General features: G+C 50.2%; 21 protein-coding genes and 1 other annotated feature. Of the genes, 14 read left to right on the forward strand and 7 right to left on the reverse strand.

The genetic code is table 11. The features are described 5' to 3' along the window. Nucleotides 1–228 precede the first annotated feature (228 nt). Nucleotides 229–2181, forward strand: a complete 1953-nt coding sequence (locus A0G03_RS21615; protein ID WP_048259810.1) for a methyl-accepting chemotaxis protein — start codon at nucleotides 229–231, stop codon at nucleotides 2179–2181. Between the two features lie 91 nt (nucleotides 2182–2272). Here A0G03_RS21615 and A0G03_RS21620 read toward each other — a convergent pair whose 3' ends face one another. Then, the gene (locus tag A0G03_RS21620; protein ID WP_048259809.1) at nucleotides 2273–3109 is read right to left on the reverse strand and encodes an SDR family oxidoreductase; all 837 of its coding nucleotides are present in this window, start codon (nucleotides 3107–3109) and stop codon (nucleotides 2273–2275) included. A gap of 278 nt (nucleotides 3110–3387) precedes the next feature. Here A0G03_RS21620 and hisL point away from each other — a divergent pair, with 278 nt between their 5' ends. The 9 genes from hisL (at nucleotide 3388) to hisIE (ending at nucleotide 10685) form a co-directional block, all read left to right on the forward strand. Then, nucleotides 3388–3435 (forward strand): his operon leader peptide, encoded by a 48-nt coding sequence (hisL, locus tag A0G03_RS21810; protein ID WP_106389040.1) that lies wholly within the window; start codon nucleotides 3388–3390, stop codon nucleotides 3433–3435. Further along, nucleotides 3411–3531, forward strand: a sequence feature (His leader region). (Overlaps the previous gene by 25 nt.) Nucleotides 3532–3580: 49 nt before the next feature. Next, nucleotides 3581–4480 (forward strand): ATP phosphoribosyltransferase, encoded by a 900-nt coding sequence (hisG, locus tag A0G03_RS21625; RefSeq protein WP_039300620.1) that lies wholly within the window; start codon nucleotides 3581–3583, stop codon nucleotides 4478–4480. A gap of 5 nt (nucleotides 4481–4485) precedes the next feature. Then, entirely contained in the window at nucleotides 4486–5814 is a 1329-nt protein-coding gene (hisD, locus tag A0G03_RS21630; protein ID WP_048259808.1) for a histidinol dehydrogenase, read from the forward strand. Continuing rightward, nucleotides 5811–6884, forward strand: coding sequence for a histidinol-phosphate transaminase (gene hisC, locus A0G03_RS21635; protein ID WP_048259807.1), 1074 nt, complete (start codon nucleotides 5811–5813; stop codon nucleotides 6882–6884). Before hisD ends, hisC begins: the two co-directional genes overlap by 4 nt. Before the next feature lie 15 nt (nucleotides 6885–6899). Then, entirely contained in the window at nucleotides 6900–7967 is a 1068-nt protein-coding gene (gene hisB, locus A0G03_RS21640) for a bifunctional histidinol-phosphatase/imidazoleglycerol-phosphate dehydratase HisB (protein ID WP_048259806.1), read from the forward strand. Then, nucleotides 7967–8557, forward strand: a complete 591-nt coding sequence (gene hisH, locus A0G03_RS21645; protein ID WP_048259805.1) for an imidazole glycerol phosphate synthase subunit HisH — start codon at nucleotides 7967–7969, stop codon at nucleotides 8555–8557. The genes hisB and hisH overlap by 1 nt, the downstream gene beginning before the upstream one ends. A 6-nt stretch (nucleotides 8558–8563) precedes the next feature. Then, entirely contained in the window at nucleotides 8564–9301 is a 738-nt protein-coding gene (gene hisA, locus A0G03_RS21650) for a 1-(5-phosphoribosyl)-5-[(5-phosphoribosylamino)methylideneamino]imidazole-4-carboxamide isomerase (protein WP_048259804.1), read from the forward strand. Next, nucleotides 9283–10059 (forward strand): imidazole glycerol phosphate synthase subunit HisF, encoded by a 777-nt coding sequence (hisF, locus tag A0G03_RS21655; protein ID WP_048259803.1) that lies wholly within the window; start codon nucleotides 9283–9285, stop codon nucleotides 10057–10059. Before hisA ends, hisF begins: the two co-directional genes overlap by 19 nt. Then, a complete protein-coding gene (hisIE, locus tag A0G03_RS21660; RefSeq protein WP_072062020.1) occupies nucleotides 10053–10685 on the forward strand; it encodes a bifunctional phosphoribosyl-AMP cyclohydrolase/phosphoribosyl-ATP diphosphatase HisIE in 633 nt (210 codons plus the stop codon). The genes hisF and hisIE overlap by 7 nt, the downstream gene beginning before the upstream one ends. Before the next feature lie 61 nt (nucleotides 10686–10746). Here hisIE and A0G03_RS21665 read toward each other — a convergent pair whose 3' ends face one another. The 6 genes from A0G03_RS21665 to serC all read right to left on the reverse strand — a co-directional run bounded on the left by A0G03_RS21665 (nucleotide 10747) and on the right by serC (nucleotide 18427). Beyond that, nucleotides 10747–12612 carry an amidohydrolase gene (locus A0G03_RS21665; protein WP_048259802.1) on the reverse strand — a complete coding sequence of 622 codons (1866 nt, stop codon included), beginning with the start codon at nucleotides 12610–12612 and terminating at the stop codon, nucleotides 10747–10749. A gap of 295 nt (nucleotides 12613–12907) precedes the next feature. Then, nucleotides 12908–13192 (reverse strand): integration host factor subunit beta, encoded by a 285-nt coding sequence (ihfB, locus tag A0G03_RS21670; RefSeq protein ID WP_005967571.1) that lies wholly within the window; start codon nucleotides 13190–13192, stop codon nucleotides 12908–12910. Between the two features lie 91 nt (nucleotides 13193–13283). Further along, nucleotides 13284–14957 (reverse strand): 30S ribosomal protein S1, encoded by a 1674-nt coding sequence (rpsA, locus tag A0G03_RS21675; RefSeq protein WP_039357911.1) that lies wholly within the window; start codon nucleotides 14955–14957, stop codon nucleotides 13284–13286. A gap of 116 nt (nucleotides 14958–15073) precedes the next feature. Next, nucleotides 15074–15751: a (d)CMP kinase gene (gene cmk, locus A0G03_RS21680; protein ID WP_014699662.1), complete on the reverse strand. Its 678-nt coding sequence runs from the start codon at nucleotides 15749–15751 to the stop codon at nucleotides 15074–15076. Between the two features lie 218 nt (nucleotides 15752–15969). Beyond that, nucleotides 15970–17259 (reverse strand): 3-phosphoshikimate 1-carboxyvinyltransferase, encoded by a 1290-nt coding sequence (aroA, locus tag A0G03_RS21685; RefSeq protein ID WP_048259801.1) that lies wholly within the window; start codon nucleotides 17257–17259, stop codon nucleotides 15970–15972. Nucleotides 17260–17341: 82 nt separating this feature from the next. Further along, nucleotides 17342–18427: a 3-phosphoserine/phosphohydroxythreonine transaminase gene (gene serC / locus A0G03_RS21690; RefSeq protein WP_048259800.1), complete on the reverse strand. Its 1086-nt coding sequence runs from the start codon at nucleotides 18425–18427 to the stop codon at nucleotides 17342–17344. A 329-nt stretch (nucleotides 18428–18756) separates the two neighbouring features. Here serC and ycaO point away from each other — a divergent pair, with 329 nt between their 5' ends. The 4 genes from ycaO to pflA all read left to right on the forward strand — a co-directional run bounded on the left by ycaO (nucleotide 18757) and on the right by pflA (nucleotide 25183). Next, the gene (ycaO, locus tag A0G03_RS21695) at nucleotides 18757–20520 is read left to right on the forward strand and encodes a 30S ribosomal protein S12 methylthiotransferase accessory factor YcaO (protein WP_048259799.1); all 1764 of its coding nucleotides are present in this window, start codon (nucleotides 18757–18759) and stop codon (nucleotides 20518–20520) included. A gap of 452 nt (nucleotides 20521–20972) precedes the next feature. After that, nucleotides 20973–21833: a formate transporter FocA gene (gene focA / locus A0G03_RS21700; RefSeq protein WP_048259798.1), complete on the forward strand. Its 861-nt coding sequence runs from the start codon at nucleotides 20973–20975 to the stop codon at nucleotides 21831–21833. 57 nt (nucleotides 21834–21890) lie between these two features. Beyond that, a complete protein-coding gene (pflB, locus tag A0G03_RS21705; protein WP_048259797.1) occupies nucleotides 21891–24173 on the forward strand; it encodes a formate C-acetyltransferase in 2283 nt (760 codons plus the stop codon). Between the two features lie 269 nt (nucleotides 24174–24442). Further along, the gene (pflA, locus tag A0G03_RS21710) at nucleotides 24443–25183 is read left to right on the forward strand and encodes a pyruvate formate lyase 1-activating protein (protein WP_048259796.1); all 741 of its coding nucleotides are present in this window, start codon (nucleotides 24443–24445) and stop codon (nucleotides 25181–25183) included. Nucleotides 25184–25205: the final 22 nt, after the last annotated feature.

The following is a 25205-nucleotide window of genomic DNA, read 5'->3' on the forward strand; positions in this document are numbered from 1 at the left end:
CGTTAAATAATCAGTACGCTACGCTATTTTGGCAGTATTACCATAAAACACTATGCATTTGCACAGCTCACCTTGATATCCATCACAGAATGTTATTATCTCCGATATCGACACTAACATAGCGATAACAAAATCCGATAACGCATAGGAGGTAGTAATAAAAGCCGTTGGCAATGAAATCGTGATCGTTATTTTTATTAAAAAAAGAGTCATACATGGAGAGTTATAATGCAGCATCTTGCTAGTCGAATTCGTAACACAAAAATCGCACATAAACTGTATGCTGGGTTTGGCATTATCTTATTGCTCGTTATTATTGCGTCATCGCTTAGCATGAATAGATTCGTTGCCATTCGGGACATTTATGAGAAAACGAACCTTATTTACAACATTAATATTGAAGTTTTCCAGGCCAAGATTAATCGCGTTAAATATTTCTACACCGCAGACGAAAAAACCAAAGACATACTCGCCGATTTTGTCAAAAGTGCATCAACGTTAACCAACAGTGCCAACACCCTCTCCTGGAGTGATGAAGAATTAGGTTTTATTAAAAACTTACATAATAACTTAGAAGATTTTCAACAGTCGGTGACTGCAATGTCTACCGCGACGCAAAAAATGGTCGGAACACGCGAAGCTATTAATACAGAAAATGCAAAAACAGTGATTGATACCTTCCGACAAACGCTCAACGATGCTCTCATCGACGGTGCAACCTATCATCACGCAAGCGACATTGCTTTTCTGTTAACCGATATACAGCATCTATCCTATGAGCTACAGATGAAAGGCACCGATAGCGCCTTAGCCGCTCTGGACTCGCGTTATAAGGCCGCAGAAAAAACCTATCAGTCATTATCGTCTTCAGTACTACCCGCCGACGTTAAAACACAAACTGATACGCTATGGCGTTACATTGGCCAATACATGCAACTTAACACGGCCTATTACGCGGCATTGAATGATGTAAAAAAAGCAGAAAATGACGTGATGAAAGCCGGTACTCGGAGCAGCGCCGACATCAAATCACTCATTACCGTCGTAAAAGCGAAAAACGATGAATTGGCCTATAACTCTGCCACGATTACGATGATCATCGGTCTCATCGCCGTCATTATCGGCATCATCATTTCAATCTACATTACTCGGATTATCACCAGACCCATTATCCATAACCTGTCGCTGGCGGAACGCATTGCCAGTGGCGACCTGACCACGACGATTCATACCGATCGCAATGATGAACTGGGAAGACTCACCCACGCAATGGGCACGATGAATGAACAGTTACGTCACGTTATTTCCGAAGTGCGGGACAGCGTAGGCAGCGTCAGCCAATCGGCGAGCAAAATTGCCACAGGCAATAGCGATCTGTCGTCACGCACCGAGCAGCAGTCAGCGGCAGTCGTTGAAACCGCAGCCAGCATGGAAGAGCTCACCTCAACGGTGAAAAACAATGCCGACAACGCCAAGCATGCCAGCCAGATCGCTGCCGATGCATCCAAAAACGCGCTTAAAGGCGGTGAGGTTGTGAAGCAGGTCGTCACGACGATGGACAATATCGCCGCCAGCTCCAGGAAAATCGCCGATATCACCACCGTCATCAACAGCATTGCCTTCCAAACCAACATTCTGGCGTTGAACGCCGCGGTAGAAGCTGCACGCGCCGGTGAACAAGGCCGTGGTTTTGCCGTTGTCGCGGGCGAAGTGCGCAGCTTGTCACAACGCAGTTCTCAGGCCGCCAAAGACATTGAGGCACTGATCGCAGAATCAGTCGAACGCACCAATGCAGGTAGCCATCTTGTTGCGGTTGCCGGAGAAACCATGGAGCAAATCGTCGATTCCGTTTCCCGTGTGAACGACATTATGGGGGAAATTTCATCCGCCTCTGAGGAACAGAGCCGAGGAATTGGGCAAATCGCGCAGGCCATCAGCGAACTGGACACCACCACACAACAGAACGCCTCGCTGGTAATGGAATCGTCCATTTCCGCCAATTCGCTAGAAGAACAAGCGGTGCTGTTGGAGAAGCTGCTTGAACACTTCCGCGTGTCTCAGTCTGACAACCACACAGCCCGACGGACATCATCCTCTACGCAACAGCACGCACTGCCAAAACGTGTGCAGACGGCAGACAAAAAAGCGGCTTCATCGGAAAGTGATTGGACGTCGTTTTAACACGCCCCTCCGCCCGGATAGTCTCACGCTCATCCGGGCGTATCAGAACCTTCTCGACGTAAAATCTTGTGGCCGCGCACTGCGGTTAGCCCTACGCTCCCTCGTTCAACGGCATCGTCGAGGGATTGGGATACTGATAGTCAAACCCAAGCTCATGGCAGATGCGCTGTCCATCCACAATCCGGCCCAGAGAGCTATCGGTTACGGGTGCAAACTGCGGCGGAGACACGTGTAATCTGCGCGCCTGTTCAGGATAGAAGTCCTGTCTGGCAGGATGTTCTGTCGCACACAGATTATAAATATGCCCACCGTTAGGTAGCTTAAGTAGCAGCAGGATCGCCGACAGCACATCTTCCTGATGCACCAGATTCACGCCATGATTGCCGCGCGGCAGATTGGTTTTACCCGCCAGGAAACGGCCGGGATGGCGATCGCCCCCCACCAACCCCGCAAGACGCAAGATATCGACAGAGGTATCGGGTAAATGCTGCAACCACTGTTCGAGGGACACCAGCGTCTTCCCTGCTACCGTTGTCGGTTGTAGCGGCGAGGTCTCTTTTACTGTACCGTCGTTATCGCCATAGACCGAGGTTGAACTGGTGAAGATAATGCGCGGAACATGAAACACACGCGCCATATCCACTAACTGTTGCACCGCTTGCACATATCCTTCACCGCCTTCCGCCGTTCGGCTAGCGGGTAACGTCACGATTAATACGTCAACCTGTAGTAATGCACTAAGCTCGTCAGAATCACATTCCAGCTCAGGCGTCAGCGTTAATTGATAGCATTCAATCCCACTCATCCGCGCCGCCTCAACGCCATCCTGAGTCGTTTTCGTTCCCGTCACATGGTAACCGTGTCCATTCAGCGCCAGAGCCAGCGGCATACCCAGCCAGCCCAATCCCACAATCGATACCTTTTTCATCTGCCGTTCTCCCCTGCAAGGAGCTTGTGATAAACACCCATGCCTACAGAGTAAACGGCTTTTTCCGCCATCGCTACGGAGCCTGCCTGATTTCAGCAGACTTTTCTGCCTATCAAGAACCGATATCCAGCGCGATTATGCTGGCGCATCGCCCAACCAAAACGAACTTCCCTTATCTGCTAAAAAAATGTTGCACAACGGGCCAGACATGGTTTAGGTTATTCGACAGATAAATCGCTATTGATTTAATAAACACTGACACCACAAAGAGACATTTTATGACACGCGTTCTGTTTAACCACCATCATCACCATCATCCTGATTAGTCTTCGGGCAGTTGGTGCTGGAAGACGTTCAGATCTTCCAGTGGCGCAGAACACAAAGAGAGCCCTCGGAAGATCACCTTCCGAGGGTTTTTTTATGCTCGCTATATTTCTAGAAATTTAAATTTGACAGGTTAATGAGGTTTCCATGCTGGATAAAACACGTTTACGGATTGCAATGCAGAAGTCAGGCCGCCTGAGCGACGATTCACGCGAGCTGCTGGCACGCTGCGGTATCAAAATCAACTTACAGCAACAGCGCCTGATCGCGTTCGCAGAAAATATGCCAATTGATATCCTGCGCGTACGTGATGACGATATCCCCGGTCTGGTGATGGATGGCGTGGTCGATCTGGGTATCATCGGTGAAAACGTGCTGGAAGAAGAGCTGTTAAACCGTCGTGCTCAGGGCGAAGATCCGCGTTACTTCACGCTGCGTCGTTTGGATTTTGGCGGCTGCCGCCTGTCGTTGGCAATGCCGCTGGACGAGGCTTATACCGGCCCTGAATGCTTGCAAAACAAACGTATTGCCACCTCTTATCCTCACCTGCTCAAACAATATCTCGACAGACAATCCGTTAATTTCAAATCCTGTCTGCTCAACGGTTCCGTTGAAGTGGCACCACGCGCGGGTTTGGCTGATGCCATCTGCGATCTGGTATCAACCGGTGCCACGTTGGAAGCCAACGGTCTGCGTGAAGTCGAAGTGATTTACCGCTCCAAGGCCTGCCTGATTCAGCGCGACGGCGAGATGCCTGCAGAGAAACAACAGCTAATCGATAAACTGCTGACCCGTATGCAAGGTGTGATTCAGGCGCGTGAATCCAAATACATCATGCTGCACGCACCTAGCGAACGTCTGGACGAAGTCATTGCCCTGCTGCCAGGTGCGGAGCGCCCAACCATTCTGCCGCTGGCTGGCGACCAAAGTCGTGTTGCCATGCACATGGTCAGCAGCGAAACGCTATTCTGGGAAACCATGGAAAAGCTGAAATCGTTGGGTGCCAGCTCCATTCTGGTCCTGCCCATTGAAAAAATGATGGAGTGATGACAATGGCTGACAACACCAATAGCACCGGCAGTTTCAGCACGCTTGTCGACTGGCAGCGCTGTTCGACAGAAGAACAGCGCCAGTTGCTGACTCGCCCAGCCATTTCTGCGTCAGACCGCATTACCGCCGTCGTAAGCGATATTCTGACCAACGTGAAAAGCCGTGGTGATAGTGCCTTACGCGACTACAGCGCACAGTTCGACAAGGTTCAGGTGGGTGCGATTCGCGTCACCAATGCCGAGATTGCCGCCGCCTCCGCCCGTCTGGGTGATGAGGTAAAACAGGCTATGGCAATCGCCGTGCGTAATATCGAGACATTCCACAACGCGCAAAAGTTGCCGATTGTCGATATCGAAACGCAGCCGGGTGTACGTTGCCAGCAGCTTACTCGCCCTATCGCAACTGTCGGCCTGTATATTCCTGGGGGCTCTGCCCCGCTGCCTTCAACCGTACTGATGCTGGGAACACCGTCACGCATCGCTGGCTGCGGTCGCGTGGTGCTGTGTTCACCGCCGCCGATTGCCAATGAGATTCTGTATGCCGCACAGCTGTGCGGTATTAAAGAAGTCTTTCAGCTCGGTGGTGCGCAAGCGATTGCCGCGATGGCGTTTGGCACCGATAGCGTGCCGAAAGTCGATAAAATTTTTGGTCCGGGCAATGCCTACGTCACCGAAGCCAAACGTCAGGTCAGCCAGCAGCTTGATGGTGCCGCCATTGATATGCCGGCAGGACCATCCGAAGTGTTGGTTATCGCCGACAGCGGTGCAACGCCTGCGTTTGTTGCGTCCGATCTGCTATCGCAGGCTGAACACGGCCCGGATTCACAGGTCATCCTGCTTACGCCCGATGCCGCCATGGCCAAAGCCGTCGCTGACGCCGTTGAAGAGCAGCTCACTCAGTTGTCTCGTGCAGATATCGCGCGTCAGGCGCTTGCCAGCAGCCGCGTCATCGTCGCGCGTGATTTGGCACAGTGTATTGAAATCAGCAATCAATATGGCCCTGAGCACCTGATCATCCAGACTCGCGATGCCGAATCACTGGTTGATAGCATTACCAGCGCCGGTTCGGTGTTCCTTGGTGACTGGTCGCCGGAATCCGCTGGGGACTATGCCTCTGGCACTAACCATGTTCTGCCGACCTATGGCTATACCTCGACCTACTCAAGTCTGGGTCTGGCCGATTTCCAGAAGCGAATGACCGTACAGCAGCTCACGCCGCAGGGGTTGCTGCAACTGGCACCAACAATAGAAATTTTGGCACAGGCTGAACAGCTGACCGCCCACAAAAACGCCGTTACCCTGCGAGTTGCAGCACTGAAGGAGCAAGCATGAGCAGTATTGAAGAACTGGCACGCGCCAACGTCCGTGCATTGACACCATATCAGTCTGCCCGCCGTCTGGGTGGCAACGGCGATGTCTGGCTGAATGCCAATGAATATCCTCAAGCGCCAGAATTTCAGTTAACGTTGCAGACGTTGAACCGCTACCCAGAATGTCAGCCGGTCATGGTGATCAACCGCTACGCCGAGTATGCAGGCGTAACGCCGGAACAGGTTTTGGTCAGCCGTGGAGCCGATGAAGGTATCGAATTGCTGATTCGCGCATTCTGCGAGCCGGGGAAAGACGCCATTCTTTTCTGTCCCCCGACCTACGGTATGTATGCTGTCAGCGCCGAGACGTTTGGCGTCGAACGCCGCACGGCGGCAAGCAAATCAGACTGGCAGTTGGATCTTGATGCGATTGAAGCACAGCTGGATGGCACGAAGGTCGTGTACGTTTGTAGCCCAAACAATCCGACCGGTAACCTGATTGCACGGGATGATTTACGCCAGTTGCTTACGCTGGCACAGGGAAAAGCGCTGGTCGTTATCGATGAAGCCTACATTGAATTCTGTCCGCAGGCTTCCACTGCAAGCTGGCTGGCTGAGTTCCCTCATTTGGTGATTCTGCGTACCTTGTCCAAAGCCTTTTCACTTGCTGGATTGCGCTGTGGCTTCACCCTGGCGAACCCTGAAGTGATTCAGCTTCTGTTGAAAGTCATTGCGCCTTACCCGCTGTCCACCCCCGTAGCGGACATCGCAGCTCAAGCATTGAGCCACGAAGGGATCGCAAAAATGAAGGCGAATGTTGCAGAAGTAACGGCCAACCGCCGCTGGCTGAGCGATATTCTGAAAAATATTCCCTGCATTGAGGAAGTCTTTCACAGCGAGAGTAATTACTTGCTGGTACGCTTTACCGCCTCCCCTTCTGTATTTAAAACGCTGTGGGATCAAGGCATTATTCTACGTGACCAAAATAAGCAACCCAGCCTTGCAGGCTGTTTGCGCATTACTATCGGCAACCGCTACGAATGTGAATGCGTTGTTGCTGCATTACAATCATTGCCGGGCATCAACGCTTAATTTTAAGGAGCTCACGTGGGCCAGAAATACCTCTTTATCGACCGTGACGGAACATTGATTGCTGAACCGCCTGAGGATTTTCAGGTTGACCGTCTGGATAAACTGGCGCTGGAACCAGATGTCATTCCGTCGCTGCTGGCACTGCAAAAGGCTGGTTATACGCTGGTGATGATCACGAATCAGGATGGGCTGGGAACTGATAGCTTTCCGCAAGACACCTTCGATCCACCGCACAACCTGATGATGCAGATTCTGACATCGCAGGGCATCCAGTTTGAGCACGTGCTGATCTGCCCGCATTTACCGGCAGATAACTGCACCTGTCGTAAACCTAAAACCGAACTGGTAACAGCCTATTTGAACGACGGCCTGATGGATACGGCAAATAGCTACGTCATCGGCGACCGCCAGACCGATATTCAACTGGCGCAGAATATGGGAATCACCGGCCTGCTCTACCAGCGTGGCGGGCTGAACTGGCAAGCGATTACCAACCAGTTGACCAAGCGTAACCGCCATGCACACGTCAACCGCGTCACGCGTGAAACCGCGATTGATGTGAACGTCTGGCTGGATCAGGAAGGTGGTAGCAAAATCAACACCGGCGTCGGCTTCTTCGATCATATGCTGGATCAAATCGCCACTCACGGCGGCTTCCGCATGAACATTGAAGTGAAAGGCGATCTGTACATTGACGATCACCACACGGTGGAAGATACCGGTCTGGCACTGGGCGAAGCCCTGAATAAAGCGCTGGGCGACAAACGCGGCATTGGCCGTTTTGGCTTCGTTCTGCCAATGGATGAGTGCCTTGCACGCTGTGCGCTGGATATTTCAGGACGTCCGCATCTGGAATATAAAGCCGAATTCAACTATCAGCGCGTAGGCGATCTGAGTACGGAAATGGTCGAACACTTCTTCCGCTCACTGTCTTATTCCATGGCCTGTACGTTACACCTGAAAACCAAAGGACGTAACGATCATCACCGTGTGGAAAGCCTGTTTAAAGTCTTCGGACGCACGCTACGTCAAGCAATTCGCGTCGAGGGTGACACGCTGCCGAGTTCGAAAGGAGTGCTCTGATGAAGGTCGTCATTCTTGATACCGGCTGCGCCAACCTCTCTTCGGTGACCTACGCCGTGCAGCGGTTGGGGTATACGCCTGTTGTCAGCCGCGAGGCTGAGATTGTCCTGCAAGCCGACAAGCTATTTCTGCCGGGCGTCGGCACCGCGCAGGCCGCAATGAATCAACTGGAAGAACGCGTTCTGATCGCGTTGATCAAGGCCTGTACCCAGCCGGTTCTCGGTATTTGCCTCGGCATGCAATTGTTGGGGACACACAGCGACGAAAATGGTGGCATCCCCACGCTGGGAATTGTCGATACGCCAGTGAAAAAGATGATAGACCACGGCTTGCCTCTGCCACACATGGGCTGGAATCAGGTGATTCCGAAGGCCGGACATCGTTTGTTCCGCGATATTGATGACGGTGCTTATTTCTATTTCGTTCACAGCTATGCCATGCCAGTTTGCGAAAACACGATTGCACAAGCCAACTACGGCGAAGCCTTCACCGCAGCGCTGGAAAAAGATAACTTCTTTGGCGTGCAGTTCCACCCCGAGCGTTCTGGTGCTGCGGGCGCACAGTTGCTGAAAAACTTTCTGGAGATGTAGAGCGTCATGATTATTCCCGCATTAGATCTGATTGATGGACAGGTTGTCCGTCTGCATCAGGGTGATTATGGCCAGCAGCGCCAATACGGAAGCGATCCGCTTCCCCGCTTGCAAGATTACCAACAACAAGGTGCTGGCGTACTGCATCTGGTGGATTTGACCGGAGCAAAAGATCCATCAGCCCGGCAGATTCCACTGTTAACCACGCTGTTGGCTGGCGTTAGCGTCCCGGTACAGATCGGCGGCGGCATTCGTACTGAGCAGGACGTAGAAGCGTTGCTAAAAGCCGGTGCCAGCCGTGTTGTCATCGGCTCTACCGCCGTTAAGCAACCGGAACTCGTTCAGCAATGGTTCACCCGTTACGGTGCAGAAGCACTGGTGCTGGCGCTGGATGTGCGTATCGACACTAACGGCACGAAGTTTGTCGCCATCAGCGGCTGGCAGGAAAATTCAGACGCCACACTTGAGCAGATCGTTGAACAATATCTACCGTTCGGCCTGAAGCATGTCCTGTGCACCGACATTTCCCGTGACGGTACGCTGAGCGGCTCCAACGTCGATCTCTATCGTGAAATCAGCCAGCGCTACCCGCAGATTGCCTTTCAGGCATCCGGCGGCATCGGCAATCTGACTGATATCGCCAATTTGCGCGACAGCGGTGTGCAAGGCGTTATCGTTGGTCGTGCGCTACTGGAAGGTAAATTTAACGTCGCGGAGGCTATTTCATGCTGGCAAAACGGATAATCCCCTGTCTGGACGTGCGTAACGGTCAGGTCGTCAAAGGCGTGCAGTTCCGCAACCACGAAATCATCGGTGATATTGTGCCGCTGGCGCAGCGCTACGCGCAGGAAGGCGCTGATGAGCTGGTTTTTTATGATATCACCGCTTCTTCCGATGGTCGCGTGGTCGACAAAAGCTGGGTGTCACGCGTTGCGGAAGTTATCGATATTCCCTTCTGTGTGGCGGGCGGCATTAAAAGCGTGGAAGAAGCCGGTCAAATCCTCTCTTTCGGCGCAGATAAAATTTCCATCAATTCACCGGCATTGGCTGACCCAGAGTTGATTACCCGATTGGCCGATCGCTATGGTGTGCAGTGTATCGTTGTTGGGATTGATACCTGGCACGATGCCGCCACTGGCCGCTACCATGTGAATCAATACACTGGTGATGAAACACGGACCAAGGTCACCACGTGGGAAACGCTGGATTGGGTAGAGGAAGTGCAAAAGCGCGGCGCGGGTGAGATTGTCCTGAACATGATGAATCAGGACGGGGTACGCAACGGCTATGATTTACACCAGTTAAATCTGGTGCGTGCTGTCTGCAACGTCCCGCTGATTGCTTCTGGCGGCGCAGGCACCATGGAACATTTTCTGGATGCCTTCCAGACCGCTCACGTCGATGGCGCGCTGGCAGCATCGGTGTTTCACAAGCAAATTATTAATATTGGCGAACTGAAACAATATCTTAAGCAACAAGGTGTGGAGATTCGAGTGTGTTAAGCGAAGAGTGCTTTCTAAACGACGAACAACGAAACCAACTCGATTGGGAAAAAACGGACGGCATGCTGCCGGTTGTCGTGCAACATGCGGTATCCGGTGAAGTGTTGATGCTGGGCTACATGAATCAGGATGCGTTGCAGGCTACCGAAGAGCGCGGCAAGGTAACGTTTTTCTCGCGAACCAAACGACGGTTGTGGACGAAAGGCGAATCTTCTGGCCATTTCCTCAATGTCGTTTCTATTACGCCGGACTGCGATAACGATACGCTGCTGATTCTGGTTAACCCTATCGGGCCGACCTGCCATCTGGGCACCAGCAGTTGTTTCTCGCCTGCTGCCAGCGACTGGACGTTCCTCTATCAGTTGGAGCAACTGCTGGCCGAACGCAAGCATGCCGATCCAGACAGCTCTTACACCGCACGTCTGTATGCCAGCGGTACCAAACGCATTGCGCAGAAGGTTGGCGAAGAAGGATTGGAAGCGGCATTAGCGGCAACGGTGCATGACCGTGAAGAGCTGACTAACGAAGCGGCTGATCTAATGTATCACCTACTGGTGCTGCTACAAGATCAGGACTTAGATCTGGCGACTATCATCAATCGCCTGAAAGAACGTCACAATAAATAAGCCTTTCCCCGTGTTATCGGTTATCGATAACGCGGGGCTTTAGCATGACGGTATCACGGTGTTAAGAATGATGCACTTTACGCCCCCCTTTCCAAGTTTCCAGAACCGAGATATCACGCATAGTGAGTATTTTGTTATCTTTTACTATCGGGTTATAGGTTAGCGGAGAATCTGCCAAAATAACAAAATCGGCACATTTTCCGGCGACCAGCGATCCAACCCATTGTTCTGCATGGCATTGCCAGGCGGCATCATAGGTCGCTGCTTTAAGCGCGGCGAAACGGGAAATCCGTTCTTGCTCATTCAACACATCAGAAGCCGTATCTTTAGGCGCACCTTCCATCACGCGATAAATAGCCTGCTCCATCATACGCAGAGGCCCAAGCGGTGTAACACCGTTATCGCTGTGCAGCGTGATTCTCATCCCATGATTAATAGCGGATTGGCAGCGATCGAGGTGATTAGCCCGATCCTCTCCCAATATGGTTTGCTGAAATGCCCAGCCCCAATATCCGACATGGCCAATTAAGAAACTAGGTGAAATGCCAAGCTGCTTCATTTCCAACAGGTGATCGTCAGTCAGCAGTGACGCATGCTCCAGACGATCGCGGCGCTGCTCGTAGGTATCTGAGGTTACGCCAGCCAGTTTAAATGCCGCTAACGTTAGCCTAATGGCTTCATCGCCATTGGTATGAATCATTAGCGGCCATTTATGCTGCACAACACTATCCACCAGCGTATTGATATCCGTGAGAGGATCGAAATTGAAAGCGCCGGTATTCGTCTCACTCGGCGTTTTTTCATAGCGGTTGTTACAACAATACGGCGTGGACTGATACCCCGTCAGCCCCTGATTAGAGCCATCCGAAATAATTTTGATGTACGGTAAGTGAAAGTGTTCATCGCCGTAGCCTGGGGTGTAAGAATCAACCACCTTACTATTGAAATCATCATCACTCGTAACGATCAGCGCACCACCTATCCGCACCGGACAACCCGGCAAATGTGCCCATTTTTCCAGCAAACTCGCTTGATCAAAAGCAGACGGGCCGCCTTTAGGTTCAATGCCAGCATCAAGCATATAAGTCACACCACGCTTGCTTGCCACACCAAACAGCGTGTGAATTGAGGCTATTAGCCTTACCGCTAATTCTGTTTTGGGATAACTGCTAACCATGGCATTCACGACAGGTTGTATACCCACGATTTCTTTCAGGATGCCATCTGGCGAAATATCGGGAACCGGAAGTCCCTGAGTTTGATAAAATGCTTTAACGGTTTCGATAGCCTTATGATTGATATAGGCTAGATGCATTGAAGCATTGATAACAAAAACGGGTCTTTTATCCGTCACACGCTCATCAAGAATAGTGGCATTAAATTCCTTATCTCCGCCAATAAACAATGAGGGATCGGCACCAAATCCAATAAGCCAGCCCGTATCCGGTTTTCCCGCCACTTTCTCAGCCAAGCAGGATGTCACACTGTTCCTGTTATAATCTTTGCGTAATATCTGCTCTTCAAATGGGCTGACATCATGTCCAATGGCAGATAACATCGCGGTGTTAACGATGTGCACATGCGGTTCAATCAGCCCCGGTAATAGCGTTTGCGTGCCTGATAATTGATGCTCCACCGTGCTTTTCGGCATTTTGGCCTTCACATCTTCATATGCACCTGTTGCTACCACCAACCCGCCATGAATTCCCATGGCTTCTACCGCAATTTCCTGTCCATCTTCCAATGTCAGAATCGCTTTTCCAGGGCTACCATCCTTATTTGGCGTAGAACGGAATAATTTCGTTTCTATCTGTAGGCTGTTCTCTATTTCCAGAATATCAATTGGTATATCGGGAAGAAATGATTTCCACAGAGGGCTACAGCAGGAACAACTGATGCTGCCGGAATGACTACACGCTTCACTCATACACTTTCCTTATTTAGAGATAACGCATTAGAAATGTTAATGCTCAGACTAGAAAATAGGCAACGACATTCAAAATTTCAACATGCAAGCGGTTGAAAACCAAAAATTCACATTTTGTATGTAGATGGCTACCTGGCAGGCCTAAGAACGATAAGAAAAGCGTATTACGTGGCAGATGGTGCTCTGATAAGTAATCAGATCATCAATAATGCGGATGTTTAGAGAGGTAAGATCGATAAATGTAAAAAAGCACCCAAGTGGGTGCTTTTATAAGGCTTATATTTATGACTACTGATTAGCCATAAATGTTAGCACGGTCGCGGAGTTCCTTACCTGGCTTAAAGTGAGGAACGTACTTACCTTCCAGCTCAACTTTATCACCCGTTTTCGGATTACGACCTACACGCGGTGCACGGTAGTGAAGTGAAAAACTGCCAAACCCACGGATTTCAATACGGTCGCCTTCGGCTAGCGTAGAGGCCATTTGTTCAAGCATTTCTTTCACTGCATCCTCAACCACTTTGGCCGGGATATGAGATTGCTGTCCAGCAAGCCTTTCAATAAGTTCAGACTTGGTCATAGCGCCTCCAAATGCGTGGCTATCAATAGCCAGGATAACTGACTACCGTTACAAGAATGAGCAACTTACGTTGCTCATTCTACCGTTGTGATTACTCGCCTTTAGCTGCTTTGAACGCTTCTGCCATCGCGCTGGAGAAATTGTTTTCTTCAGGCTTGTTGTTAACAGTTGCGATTGCATCTTTCTCGTCAGCTTCGTCTTTCGCACGGACAGACAGGCTAACAACGCGGTTTTTACGATCAACACCGGTGTATTTCGCTTCAACGCTGTCGCCAACGTTCAGTACCAGCGTTGCGTCTTCAATGCGATCGCGAGAGGCTTCAGAAGCACGCAGATAGCCTTCTACGCCGTCTGCTAATTCAACTGTAGCACCTTTGGCGTCAACTGCTGTAACTTTACCAGTAACAATAGCACCTTTCTTGTTAACAGACAGGTAGTTATTGAACGGGTCTTCAGCCAGTTGTTTCACGCCCAGAGAGATACGCTCGCGCTCTGCATCAACCTGCAGAACAACAGCGGCGATTTCATCACCTTTCTTGTATTCGCGAACGGCTTCTTCGCCAGCCACGTTCCAGGAGATGTCGGACAGGTGCACCAGACCATCGATGCCGCCGTCCAGACCGATGAAGATACCGAAGTCAGTGATTGACTTGATTTTACCTTCAACGCGGTCGCCCTTGTTGTGGGTTTCTGCGAACAGCTGCCATGGGTTGGATTTACACTGTTTCAGGCCCAGTGAGATACGACGACGTTCTTCATCGATATCCAGAACCATAACTTCCACTACATCACCAACGTTAACAACTTTGGATGGGTGGATGTTTTTGTTGGTCCAATCCATTTCGGAAACGTGTACCAGACCTTCAACGCCTTCTTCGATTTCAACGAAGCAGCCGTAATCAGTCAGGTTGGTTACGCGGCCAGTCAGACGCGTGCTTTCTGGGTAACGCTTAGCGATAGCGACCCATGGATCTTCGCCCAGCTGTTTCAGACCCAGAGACACACGGGTACGTTCGCGGTCGAATTTCAGCACTTTAACAGTGATTTCGTCGCCCACATTGACGATTTCGCTTGGATGTTTAACACGTTTCCAAGCCATATCAGTGATGTGCAGCAGGCCATCAACGCCACCCAGATCAACGAATGCACCGTAGTCAGTAAGGTTCTTAACGATACCTTTAACTTCCATGCCTTCCTGCAGGTTTTCCAGCAGTTGATCGCGTTCAGCGCTGTTTTCAGATTCGATAACCGCACGGCGGGAAACAACAACGTTGTTGCGTTTCTGATCCAGCTTGATAACTTTGAACTCAAGCTCTTTGCCTTCCAGATGCAGTGTATCGCGAACCGGACGAACGTCTACCAGTGAACCTGGCAGGAACGCACGAATGCCATTCAGCTCAACAGTGAAACCGCCTTTAACTTTACCGTTGATAATACCGGTAACAGTTGCAGCTTCTTCGTAGGCTTTTTCCAGCGTCAGCCATGCTTCATGACGTTTAGCTTTTTCGCGAGAAAGCAGAGTTTCACCGAAGCCATCTTCGATAGCGTCCAGAGCAACGTCTACTTCATCACCAACCTGAATTTCCAGTTCGCCCTGTGCGTTCTTGAATTGCTCTACCGGAATGGCAGATTCAGATTTCAGACCGGCGTCAACCAGTACGACATCTTTGTCAATAGCAACAACAACACCACGTACGATGGAACCAGGACGGGTTTCGATTTCTTTCAGGGATTCTTCAAAGAGTTGAGCAAAAGATTCAGTCATGTTTGATAATCTTAAGGGTTTCAATTTAACGTCCATCTGGCATCCTGCTCGATGGGGTTGTTTAACATGCCCCGCTGTGCATCCTTACAACGAGGTAAAAATTCAGTTTTCTGTGATTACGCTAAAATTTCGCGGGCATAAGCCAACGCGCGCGCTATCACTTCATCGATTGTCATTTCCGTTGAATCCAGCACCAACGCATCGGCAGCAGGCACTAACGGTGCAACGGGGCGGCTGCGATCGCGCTCATCCCGTTCTTTTATCTCAGACAAAAGACGTTCAAAGTTAACATTAAAGCCCTTCCCCTGCAACTGTAGCATGCGACGTTGTGCGCGTTCTTCCGCGCTGGCATCCAGGAAAATCTTCACCGGTGCGTCAGGAAAGACCACAGTCCCCATATCACGGCCATCGGCAATCAGCCCCGGAGCCTCACGGAAAGCACGCTGCCGACGTAATAATGCTTCACGAACACGAGGAAAAGCCGCTGCCTGAGAAGCTGTATTGCCCACCGCTTCGGTACGAATTTCGTGGCTAACGTCCTCGCCTTCCAGAATGACTTTCAACTGCCCATCTTCTGCAACAAAGCGTACATCAAGATGAGAGGCTAGCGGGACCAGTGCATCTTCAGAACTGATATCCACATGGTGGTGTAACGCCGCCAGAGCCAAAACACGATAGATAGCCCCCGAGTCCAGCAGGTTCCATTGTAAAGCTTCAGCCAATGCCTTACATAAGGTACCTTTGCCTGCGCCGCTCGGTCCGTCAACCGTAACTACCGGTGCCATCACCGTCATTTCTCTCTCCTTAATACTGGGAAGTTCCGCTTATGCCGTTTATGGCATCACGGAGCCTCATTATACGCATCAATACAGAGAAAGGTTACCCCAATGCCGGAATGGCGGGAAAAATAAGGCATTATCTGAACGCGCTACGCAATTTCGGAAGAAAAACAGCGTGGATGTAGCGGAAGGCGATCGAGGAAAAAGGCACGGAAACCGTGCCTAGAAGGGAATCAAGCCAGTTCGCTGAGACGAGCCAATTGCTCGAAGTAGTCAGGGAAGGTTTTAGCCGTACACTTCGGATCCAAAATCGTGACTGGCGTATCCGACAAGGCCACCAGCGAGAAACACATCGCCATACGGTGATCGTTATACGTACCGATTTCTGCCGCTTTCAGCTTGGCTGGCGGCGTAATGCGAATGTAGTCATTCCCCTCTTCCACTTCTGCGCCGACTTTGCGCAGTTCAATCGCCATCGCCGCTAAACGGTCGGTTTCTTTCACGCGCCAGTTATAGATATTACGCAATGTTGTGGTACCGCCCTGAGCGAAAAGCGCCGCCGTAGCAATAGTCATCGCAGCATCAGGAATATGGTTCATATCCATATCGATCGCGTGCAGTTCACCGCGTTCGCATTCAATGTAATCCTCACCCCAACGCACGATTGCGCCCATCTTTTCCAGGACATCAGCGAAACGGATATCACCTTGTACGCTATTACGGCCCACGCCAGTCACACGTACAACGCCACCTTTAATCGCCGCTGCTGCCAGAAAGTAAGAGGCCGACGACGCATCGCCTTCAACCAGATAATCATCCGGTGAACGGTACTGCTGGCGACCCGCAACGAAGAAGTGTTGGTAATTTTCATGGCGCACGTCAATACCAAACGCTTTCATCATATGCAGCGTGATATCGATATATGGTTTGGAAACCAGATCGCCCTGAATACTGATTTTCGTATCCTGCACGGCCAATGGCGCGGTCATCAAGAGAGCAGTCAGGAACTGGCTCGATACACTGCCATCTACGCTGATTTCGCCACCCTGGAAACCACCGTGTAAACGAAGCGGCGGATAGTTTTCCTGTTCCAAATAGTCAATTTTCGCCCCCCCCTGACGTAGTGCGTCGACCAAATGCCCAATCGGCCGCTCTTTCATGCGGGGTTCGCCTGTCAGAACAATATCACCGACGGTCAGACACAGAGCCGCAGCCAGTGGCCGCATCGCGGTACCCGCGTTCCCTAAAAACAGTTCCAGCGGCTGCGATGCTGTAAACGCACCACCCAGCCCAATAATTTCACACACGGTTCGATCAGATGACAGATGATATTCCACTCCCAACGCCGTTAACGCGGTCAACATATGGCGAACATCGTCACTGTCTAACAGGTTAGTCAGTCGGGTCTTTCCTTCGGACAAGGCAGCGAGCAAAAGCGCACGGTTAGAGACGCTTTTAGACCCGGGAAGGTTAAGGGTGCCGTTAATCAGCTTGATGGGGTGTAAGGTCAGGGATTCCTGCATGTGAAGCCTATTCTTTCAACGTGGACATAAAAACCCCGGAAAGCCCGGGGTTGATCAAAATGTGTAGCGAGGTTGGCGTGAATCAACCGTGGCGACGAGCGAAGTCGGCCATAAACTCAGTCAGCGCTTTCACGCCTTCCAACGGCATCGCATTATAGATAGAAGCACGCATGCCACCCACAACACGATGGCCTTTCAGCGCGTGCAGACCCGCAGCGACTGACTCCTCCAGGAAGACTTTATCCAGCGCGGAGTCCGCCAGCAAGAACGGTACGTTCATGCGAGAACGGTTCGCTACTGCAACGTCGTTACGATAGAAATCGTTACCGTCAATCGCGCTATACAGCAGGTCAGCTTTCTCTTGGTTACGTTTTTCCATTTCAGCCAGACCGCCATGCTCTTTCAGCCATTTGAAGACCATGCCGGACAGATACCAGGCAAACGTCGGTGGCGTGTTAAACATAGAGTCATTGTCCGCCAGAACCTGATAATCCAGAATCGATGGCAGTTCACGGCGCGCTTTACCCAGCAAATCCTCACGCACAATAACCAGCGTCAGGCCAGCAGGGCCGATATTTTTCTGCGCACCGGCATAGATCACACCGTAGCGGCTAACGTCAATGCGACGAGACAGGATGCTGGAAGAATAGTCGGCGACCACAATTTTATCGCCAAAATCCGGCTCTTCTTCAATCGCAACACCGTCAATGGTTTCATTCGGGCAGTAATGCACAAACGCGGCATCATCAGACAATTTCCACTCACGCATCGGCTTGATGCCACGCAGATCGTCTATGCGCGTTTTCACGTCAATCACGTTAGGCGTGCAATACTTTTCTGCTTCATTGATTGCGCTGTGTGCCCAATATCCACCGTCGATGTAATCCGCAGTTGAGCGGTCACCCAAGAGATTTAACGGCACTGCCGCAAATTGCGCACGCGCACCACCGTGGCAAAAAAGCACTTTGTAGTTGGAGGGGATTTTCAGCAAATCACGCAGATCTTGTTCGGATTCAGCGGCAACCTGCATAAACTCTTTACTGCGATGGCTGATTTCCATGACCGATGTTCCCAGGCCATTCCAATTACATAATTCCTGTTCAGCACGACGCAGTACTTCAACCGGCAGCATTGCTGGACCGGCGCTAAAATTAAAAATCTGAGTCATTTCCCCTCACCACACCTGAAAAATAGCGGCTGTTTTTATCACCGTTGTTACAAATACCATTTTTATAAACCTACCGGTTATAAAAATACCGCTGTTACAAGATCGTAGTTATAACGGAACGACCGCCATAACCACACTACTTTTACCCTGCTATCGGTTTTATCACTCGTCCATCGCGGCTGCAACGCTTATTGCGCTTTCATTATGCAAAACGACACGTTAGGTAGTCTGTTCTTTTTCGCTGCTGCCAATCTGTTATGAATAAATAGAGTCCAGACAGAAAAATCCGTATCATGCCGCTTCCGCTAATCTCGATAAGAGTGAACACCATGACTCAAACGTTTATCCCAGGCAAAGACGCCGCCCTGGAAGATTCCATCGCCCGTTTTCAACAGCAACTCCAGGACCTGGGGTTTAACATCGAAGAAGCGTCATGGCTGAACCCAGTGCCAAACGTCTGGTCTGTCCATATTCGGGACCGCGATTGCCCACTCTGTTTCACTAACGGCAAAGGCGCCAGTAAGAAAGCGGCACTGGCCTCTGCGTTAGGCGAGTATTTCGAGCGTCTGTCCACCAACTATTTCTTTGCTGACTTCTACCTCGGCAAAACTATCGCTAACGGCGATTTCGTTCACTATCCGAATGAAAAATGGTTCCCTATTCCGGAAGATGATGCGCTGCCGGAAGGTATTCTGGATGCCCGTCTGCACCAATTTTACGACCCAGAGCAGGAACTGAGCGCCAGCGATCTGATCGATCTGCAATCCGGTAATGCCGGCAGAGGCATTTGTGCACTGCCATTTACTCGTCAGTCCGATCAGCAAACCGTCTATATTCCGATGAATATCATCGGTAACCTGTACGTCTCTAACGGGATGTCCGCCGGTAACACCGCCAACGAAGCCCGCGTTCAGGGGCTGTCTGAAGTGTTTGAACGCAGCATCAAAAACCGAATCATTGCAGAATCCATCAGCCTGCCGGAAATCCCACAAGAGGTCCTGAACCGCTACCCAGGCGTGGTCGAAGCAATTGCGACACTGGAAAAAGAAGGTTTCCCGATTTTCTCTTATGATGCCTCACTCGGCGGGAAATATCCGGTCATCTGCGTAGTACTGTTTAATCCTGCTAACGGTACTTGTTTCGCTTCCTTCGGCGCGCATCCTGACTTCGGCGTGGCGCTGGAGCGTACCGTCACTGAACTGTTGCAGGGTCGTGGTCTGAAAGATCTAGACGTGTTTACTCCACCGACGTTCGATGATGAAGAAGTTGCTGAACACGCCAATCTGGAAACCCACTTTATCGATTCCAGCGGTCTGATCTCCTGGGATACGTTCAAGAAAACAGCGGATTATGAATTTGCCGACTGGAGCTTTAAAGGATCGACAGAAGAAGAATTCGCCACGTTGATGGCGATCTTCCAGCAGGAAGATAAAGAAGTCTACATTGCTGACTATGAGCATCTGGCCGTTTATGCCTGCCGCATCATCGTGCCGGGAATGTCAGACATCTACCCTGCCGACGATCTGCTATTAGCTAACAACAGCATGGGTGCTCATCTGCGTGACACTCTGCTGGCGCTGCCGGACGGCAAATGGGAAAAAGAAGATTATCTGGCACTGTTGCAACAGTTGGACGACGAAGGGTTGGATGACTTCACCCGCGTACGTGAACTGCTTGGTATTGCCACAGGAAAAGATAATGGCTGGCTCACTCTACGCGTTGGCGAATTGAAAGCCATGCTGGGTCTGGCCGGTGGCGATCTGGATCAGGCGCTGATCTGGACAGAATGGACGCAGGATTTCAACGACTCCGTCTTTACGGCACAGCGCAGCAATTACTACCGCTGCCTGCAAACCCTGCTGTTACTGGCACAAGAGCCTGAGCGCGATCCAGCAGAATATTACGATGCCTTTACCAAAATGTACGGCAGCGAGACGCTCGAGGCTGCCAGTGCTGCTGTTGCTGGCGGAGCCTGTTTCTACGGCCTGTTTGCCGTGGATGACACCTTTACGTCTTTACCTGCGCACCAGTCGCTGCTAGCCGCCTATGAAAAATTGCAACAGGCTAAACGTCGTTATTGGCAAGCCAAGTAATGTCTGAGTGATGCAGTTAGCACGTGTCTTATATCGATGCGTGCGATCTATTACAAATAGCAAACTGCACATCTCCACCTCTAATAGCCCTTTATTTTAAAGGGCTATTTTATTATCCAAGGGGCAATATTTATTATCCGTGATGCATAATCAGAATATTGTTATTGAATAGTGAATTTTTAATTAAATCACCTCGACAAGGTGGTACTGAAATTCTACAAAACATGATTTTCATTAACGCTAAATCGGTAGGTTTAACGTATGCCATTCAACTCTTTTTGTAAAATTTAAAATATTTTTTTATCATAAAATTCAATAAATTAACCACCAAACCCTACTATCCCACCCTACTTGCTGGCCTGTTAATTTCTTGCAATATGATCCACGTCAAATTTTACCGTATACTGCTTTGTTAGTATCTCAGCGCTGATAAATTTTAAGAGAGAGTTAGTGTGAAAGCTGACAACCCCTTCACTCTATTACTACCGGCCGCTATGGCAAAAGTTGCTGAAGACGCCGGAGTCTATAAAGCTACCAAACAACCGTGTACGACGTTTTATTTAGCGATCACAGCGGGTGTGTTTATTTCGATCGCTTTCGTCTTTTATATTACTGCCACCACCGGGACCGCGACGATTCCTTTCGGTATCGCGAAATTGATCGGGGGCATCTGTTTCTCCCTTGGCCTCATGTTGGTTGTCGTCTGCGGTGCAGACTTGTTTACCTCAACCGTTCTCATCGTGATTGCCAAAGCCAGTGGACGTATTACCTGGAAACAACTAGCCTTGAACTGGGCTAATGTTTATGTCGGTAACCTGATTGGCGCGCTTTTCTTCGTTGGACTTATTTGGTTCTCGGGAGAGCATATGGTCGCAAACGGTGCGTGGGGTCTGAACGTCCTGCAAACAGCTGAGCACAAACTTGAACATACGTTTGTTGAAGCATTGTGTCTGGGTATTCTGGCAAACCTGCTAGTCTGTCTGGCCGTATGGATGAGCTATTCTGGCCGTACACTGACAGACAAAATGTTTGCCATGATTCTGCCTGTCGCCATGTTCGTTTCCAGCGGCTTTGAGCACAGCATCGCCAACATGTTCATGATTCCTATGGGCATCGTTATCAAAAATTTTGCGGCCCCGGAATTCTGGAATGCCATTGGCATGGCGCCGTCTCAGTTTGAACATTTAACCGTTAGCCATTTCATTACCGATAACCTGATTCCCGTCACCCTAGGGAACATCATCGGCGGCGGCATAATGGTCGGTTTAACATATTGGGTAATTTATTTGCGCGGTGGAGACAAGCACCACTAAGGTGCAATCGGCCGCAACGTCGGGTTTTAAGAAATCCATATCAAAGGTAGGTGTAAAATGACCGAGCTGAATGAAAAATTGGCCAATGCATGGCAAGGCTTTAGCAAAGGTGAATGGCAGGATAACGTCAACGTTCGTGACTTTATCCAGAAAAACTACACGCCGTATGAAGGTGATGAGTCTTTCCTGGCTGGCGCAACCAAAGCGACCTCAGCGCTGTGGGACAGCGTCATGGAAGGCATCAAACAGGAAAACCGCACTCACGCGCCTGTTGATTTTGATACCAATGTTGCTGCAACTATCACGTCTCACGACGCGGGATACATCAACAAAGGTCTGGAAAAAATCGTTGGTCTTCAGACTGATGCTCCGTTGAAACGTGCGTTAATTCCGTTCGGCGGCATCAAAATGGTTGAAGGTTCATGCAAAGTTTACGGTCGTGAACTGGATCCTCAACTGAAAAAAATCTTCACTGAATACCGTAAAACGCACAATCAGGGCGTGTTCGATGTTTACACCCCAGACATTATGCGTTGTCGTAAGTCTGGTGTTCTGACTGGTCTGCCTGATGCTTACGGCCGTGGCCGTATCATCGGTGACTACCGTCGCGTTGCGCTGTACGGTATCGACTACCTGATGAAAGACAAGTTTGCTCAGTTCACTTCTCTGCAATCCAAACTGGAAAACGGTGAAGATCTGGAAGCAACAATTCGTCTGCGTGAAGAAATTGCCGATCAGCATCATGCTCTGAGCCAAATTAAAGAAATGGCAGCTAAATATGGCTGTGATATTTCTGGTCCAGCAGTGACAGCTCAGGAAGCCGTTCAGTGGACTTACTTCGGCTACTTGGCTGCGGTGAAATCACAGAATGGTGCGGCAATGTCCTTCGGACGTGTCTCAACCTTCCTGGATATCTACCTTGATCGCGATCTGAAAGCGGGCAAAATCACGGAAGAAGAAGCTCAGGAAATGATTGACCATTTGGTCATGAAACTGCGTATGGTGCGTTTCCTGCGTACACCTGAGTATGATGAGCTGTTCTCTGGTGACCCAATCTGGGCAACAGAATCTCTGGCTGGTATGGGTCTGGATGGTCGTACACTGGTGAGCAAAACCAGCTTCCGCTTCCTGAACACCCTGTACACCATGGGGCCGTCTCCAGAGCCGAACATGACCATTCTGTGGTCTGAAAAACTGCCACAGAGCTTTAAAAACTATGCGGCTAAAGTCTCCATCGATACCTCTTCTCTGCAATACGAGAATGACGATCTGATGCGCCCTGACTTTAACAACGATGACTACGCGATTGCTTGTTGCGTAAGCCCGATGATCGTTGGTAAACAAATGCAGTTCTTCGGTGCCCGTGCAAACTTGGCGAAAACCATGCTGTACGCAATTAACGGCGGCGTGGACGAAAAACTGAAAATGCAGGTTGGTCCGAAATCAGAACCAATCAAAGGCGACGTTCTGGACTTCGACGAAGTGATGGATCGTATGGATCACTTCATGGATTGGCTGGCTAAGCAGTATGTCACCTCTCTGAACATCATCCACTACATGCACGACAAATACAGCTACGAAGCGGCGCTGATGGCACTGCACGATCGTGACGTATTCCGTACCATGGCGTGTGGTATCGCTGGTCTGTCTGTTGCTGCTGACTCCTTGTCTGCTATCAAATATGCCAAAGTTAAACCAATTCGTGATGAAGATGGTCTGGCTATCGACTTTGATATCGAAGGCGAATATCCGCAATTCGGTAACAACGATTCTCGCGTAGATGAACTGGCTTGTGACCTGGTTGAACGTTTCATGAAGAAAATTCAGAAACTGAATACCTACCGTGGCGCAACACCAACGCAGTCTGTTCTGACCATCACCTCTAACGTGGTATATGGTAAGAAAACAGGTAACACGCCAGACGGTCGCCGTGCAGGTGCACCGTTCGGACCTGGTGCTAACCCAATGCACGGTCGTGACCAGAAAGGTGCTGTTGCCTCTCTGACTTCTGTTGCCAAACTGCCGTTTGCTTACGCGAAAGATGGTATTTCTTATACCTTCTCCATCGTACCTAACGCGTTAGGTAAAGACGACAACGTGCGTAAAGCTAACCTTGCGGGCCTGATGGATGGTTACTTCCACCACGAAGCCAGCATCGAAGGCGGCCAGCACCTGAACGTTAACGTCATGAACCGTGAAATGCTGCTTGATGCGATGGAAAACCCGGAAAAATATCCGCAGTTGACTATCCGTGTATCTGGCTACGCAGTGCGCTTCAACTCACTGACGAAAGAACAGCAACAAGACGTTATTACCCGTACCTTCACACAGTCAATCTAATTTCCATGGCTGTCTGAAAAAGCGTAAAATAAAGGCTCCACGTCAGTGGGGCCTTTTTCTCGCCCTCGCTTGTCGTTCAGATTGTTAGCCTGTTTTGCCAGCCCGCTATGTTGCCCTAATCATGTGGATGGCTTGCAAAACAGATTCGACGCAGCATCTGTCATACGGTGTTCTTCTGTCAGAAATTCCTGCCAGATAGGTACCTGCTTTCTCATGACTGCGCTCATAAAGACCGCTATTGTCCGGTCAAATTTGGAGAAAACCTCGCAATGTCAGTAATCGGTCGCATCCACTCTTTTGAATCCTGTGGCACCGTCGATGGGCCAGGCATCCGTTTTATTATCTTCTTTCAGGGCTGTCTGATGCGCTGCCTGTATTGCCATAACCGTGATACCTGGGATACGCACGGCGGCAAAGAAGTGACGGTTGAAGAACTCATGAAAGAAGTCGTGACTTACCGCCATTTTATGAATGCATCCGGCGGTGGCGTCACGGCATCAGGCGGCGAGGCTATTCTCCAAGCTGAGTTTGTGCGCGACTGGTTCCGTGCCTGTAAGGCAGAAGGTATCAACACCTGTCTGGACACCAATGGGTTCGTGCGCCGTTACGATCCCGTCATTGACGAACTATTAGACGTCAGTGATTTAGTGATGCTCGACTTGAAGCAAATGAATGACGATATCCATCAGAATTTAGTTGGCGTATCGAATCACCGTACACTGGATTTCGCTCGCTATCTGGCAAAACGTAACCAGCGTACCTGGATACGTTATGTGGTGGTCCCTGGCTGGTCTGATGATGATGAATCCGCGCACAAGCTGGGCGAATTCACCAAAGATATGACGAACATCGAGAAAATTGAGCTTCTACCGTACCATGAGCTTGGTAAACACAAGTGGATCGCGATGGGGGAAGAGTACAAGTTAGACGGTGTTAAACCGCCGAAGGCCGATACGATGGATCGTGTTAAATCGATTCTGGAAAGCTACGGTCACAAGGTAATCTACTAACCTCTGACGCTTTCTGAATAAA

Source organism: Pectobacterium peruviense (genome assembly GCF_002847345.1).
Lineage (GTDB): Bacteria > Pseudomonadota > Gammaproteobacteria > Enterobacterales > Enterobacteriaceae > Pectobacterium > Pectobacterium peruviense.

Bases quoted from the DNA above. Each gene is read 5' to 3' on its own strand.
- A0G03_RS21615 (WP_048259810.1), top strand. From the start codon at position 229: ATGCAGCATCTTGCTAGTCGAATTCGTAACACAAAAATCGCACATAAA.
- A0G03_RS21620 (WP_048259809.1), bottom strand. From the start codon at position 3,109: ATGAAAAAGGTATCGATTGTGGGATTGGGCTGGCTGGGTATGCCGCTG.
- hisG (WP_039300620.1), top strand. From the start codon at position 3,581: ATGCTGGATAAAACACGTTTACGGATTGCAATGCAGAAGTCAGGCCGC.
- hisD (WP_048259808.1), top strand. From the start codon at position 4,486: ATGGCTGACAACACCAATAGCACCGGCAGTTTCAGCACGCTTGTCGAC.
- hisC (WP_048259807.1), top strand. From the start codon at position 5,811: ATGAGCAGTATTGAAGAACTGGCACGCGCCAACGTCCGTGCATTGACA.
- hisH (WP_048259805.1), top strand. From the start codon at position 7,967: ATGAAGGTCGTCATTCTTGATACCGGCTGCGCCAACCTCTCTTCGGTG.
- hisA (WP_048259804.1), top strand. From the start codon at position 8,564: ATGATTATTCCCGCATTAGATCTGATTGATGGACAGGTTGTCCGTCTG.
- hisF (WP_048259803.1), top strand. From the start codon at position 9,283: ATGCTGGCAAAACGGATAATCCCCTGTCTGGACGTGCGTAACGGTCAG.
- A0G03_RS21665 (WP_048259802.1), bottom strand. From the start codon at position 12,612: ATGAGTGAAGCGTGTAGTCATTCCGGCAGCATCAGTTGTTCCTGCTGT.
- ihfB (WP_005967571.1), bottom strand. From the start codon at position 13,192: ATGACCAAGTCTGAACTTATTGAAAGGCTTGCTGGACAGCAATCTCAT.
- rpsA (WP_039357911.1), bottom strand. From the start codon at position 14,957: ATGACTGAATCTTTTGCTCAACTCTTTGAAGAATCCCTGAAAGAAATC.
- cmk (WP_014699662.1), bottom strand. From the start codon at position 15,751: ATGACGGTGATGGCACCGGTAGTTACGGTTGACGGACCGAGCGGCGCA.
- aroA (WP_048259801.1), bottom strand. From the start codon at position 17,259: ATGCAGGAATCCCTGACCTTACACCCCATCAAGCTGATTAACGGCACC.
- serC (WP_048259800.1), bottom strand. From the start codon at position 18,427: ATGACTCAGATTTTTAATTTTAGCGCCGGTCCAGCAATGCTGCCGGTT.
- ycaO (WP_048259799.1), top strand. From the start codon at position 18,757: ATGACTCAAACGTTTATCCCAGGCAAAGACGCCGCCCTGGAAGATTCC.
- pflB (WP_048259797.1), top strand. From the start codon at position 21,891: ATGACCGAGCTGAATGAAAAATTGGCCAATGCATGGCAAGGCTTTAGC.
- pflA (WP_048259796.1), top strand. From the start codon at position 24,443: ATGTCAGTAATCGGTCGCATCCACTCTTTTGAATCCTGTGGCACCGTC.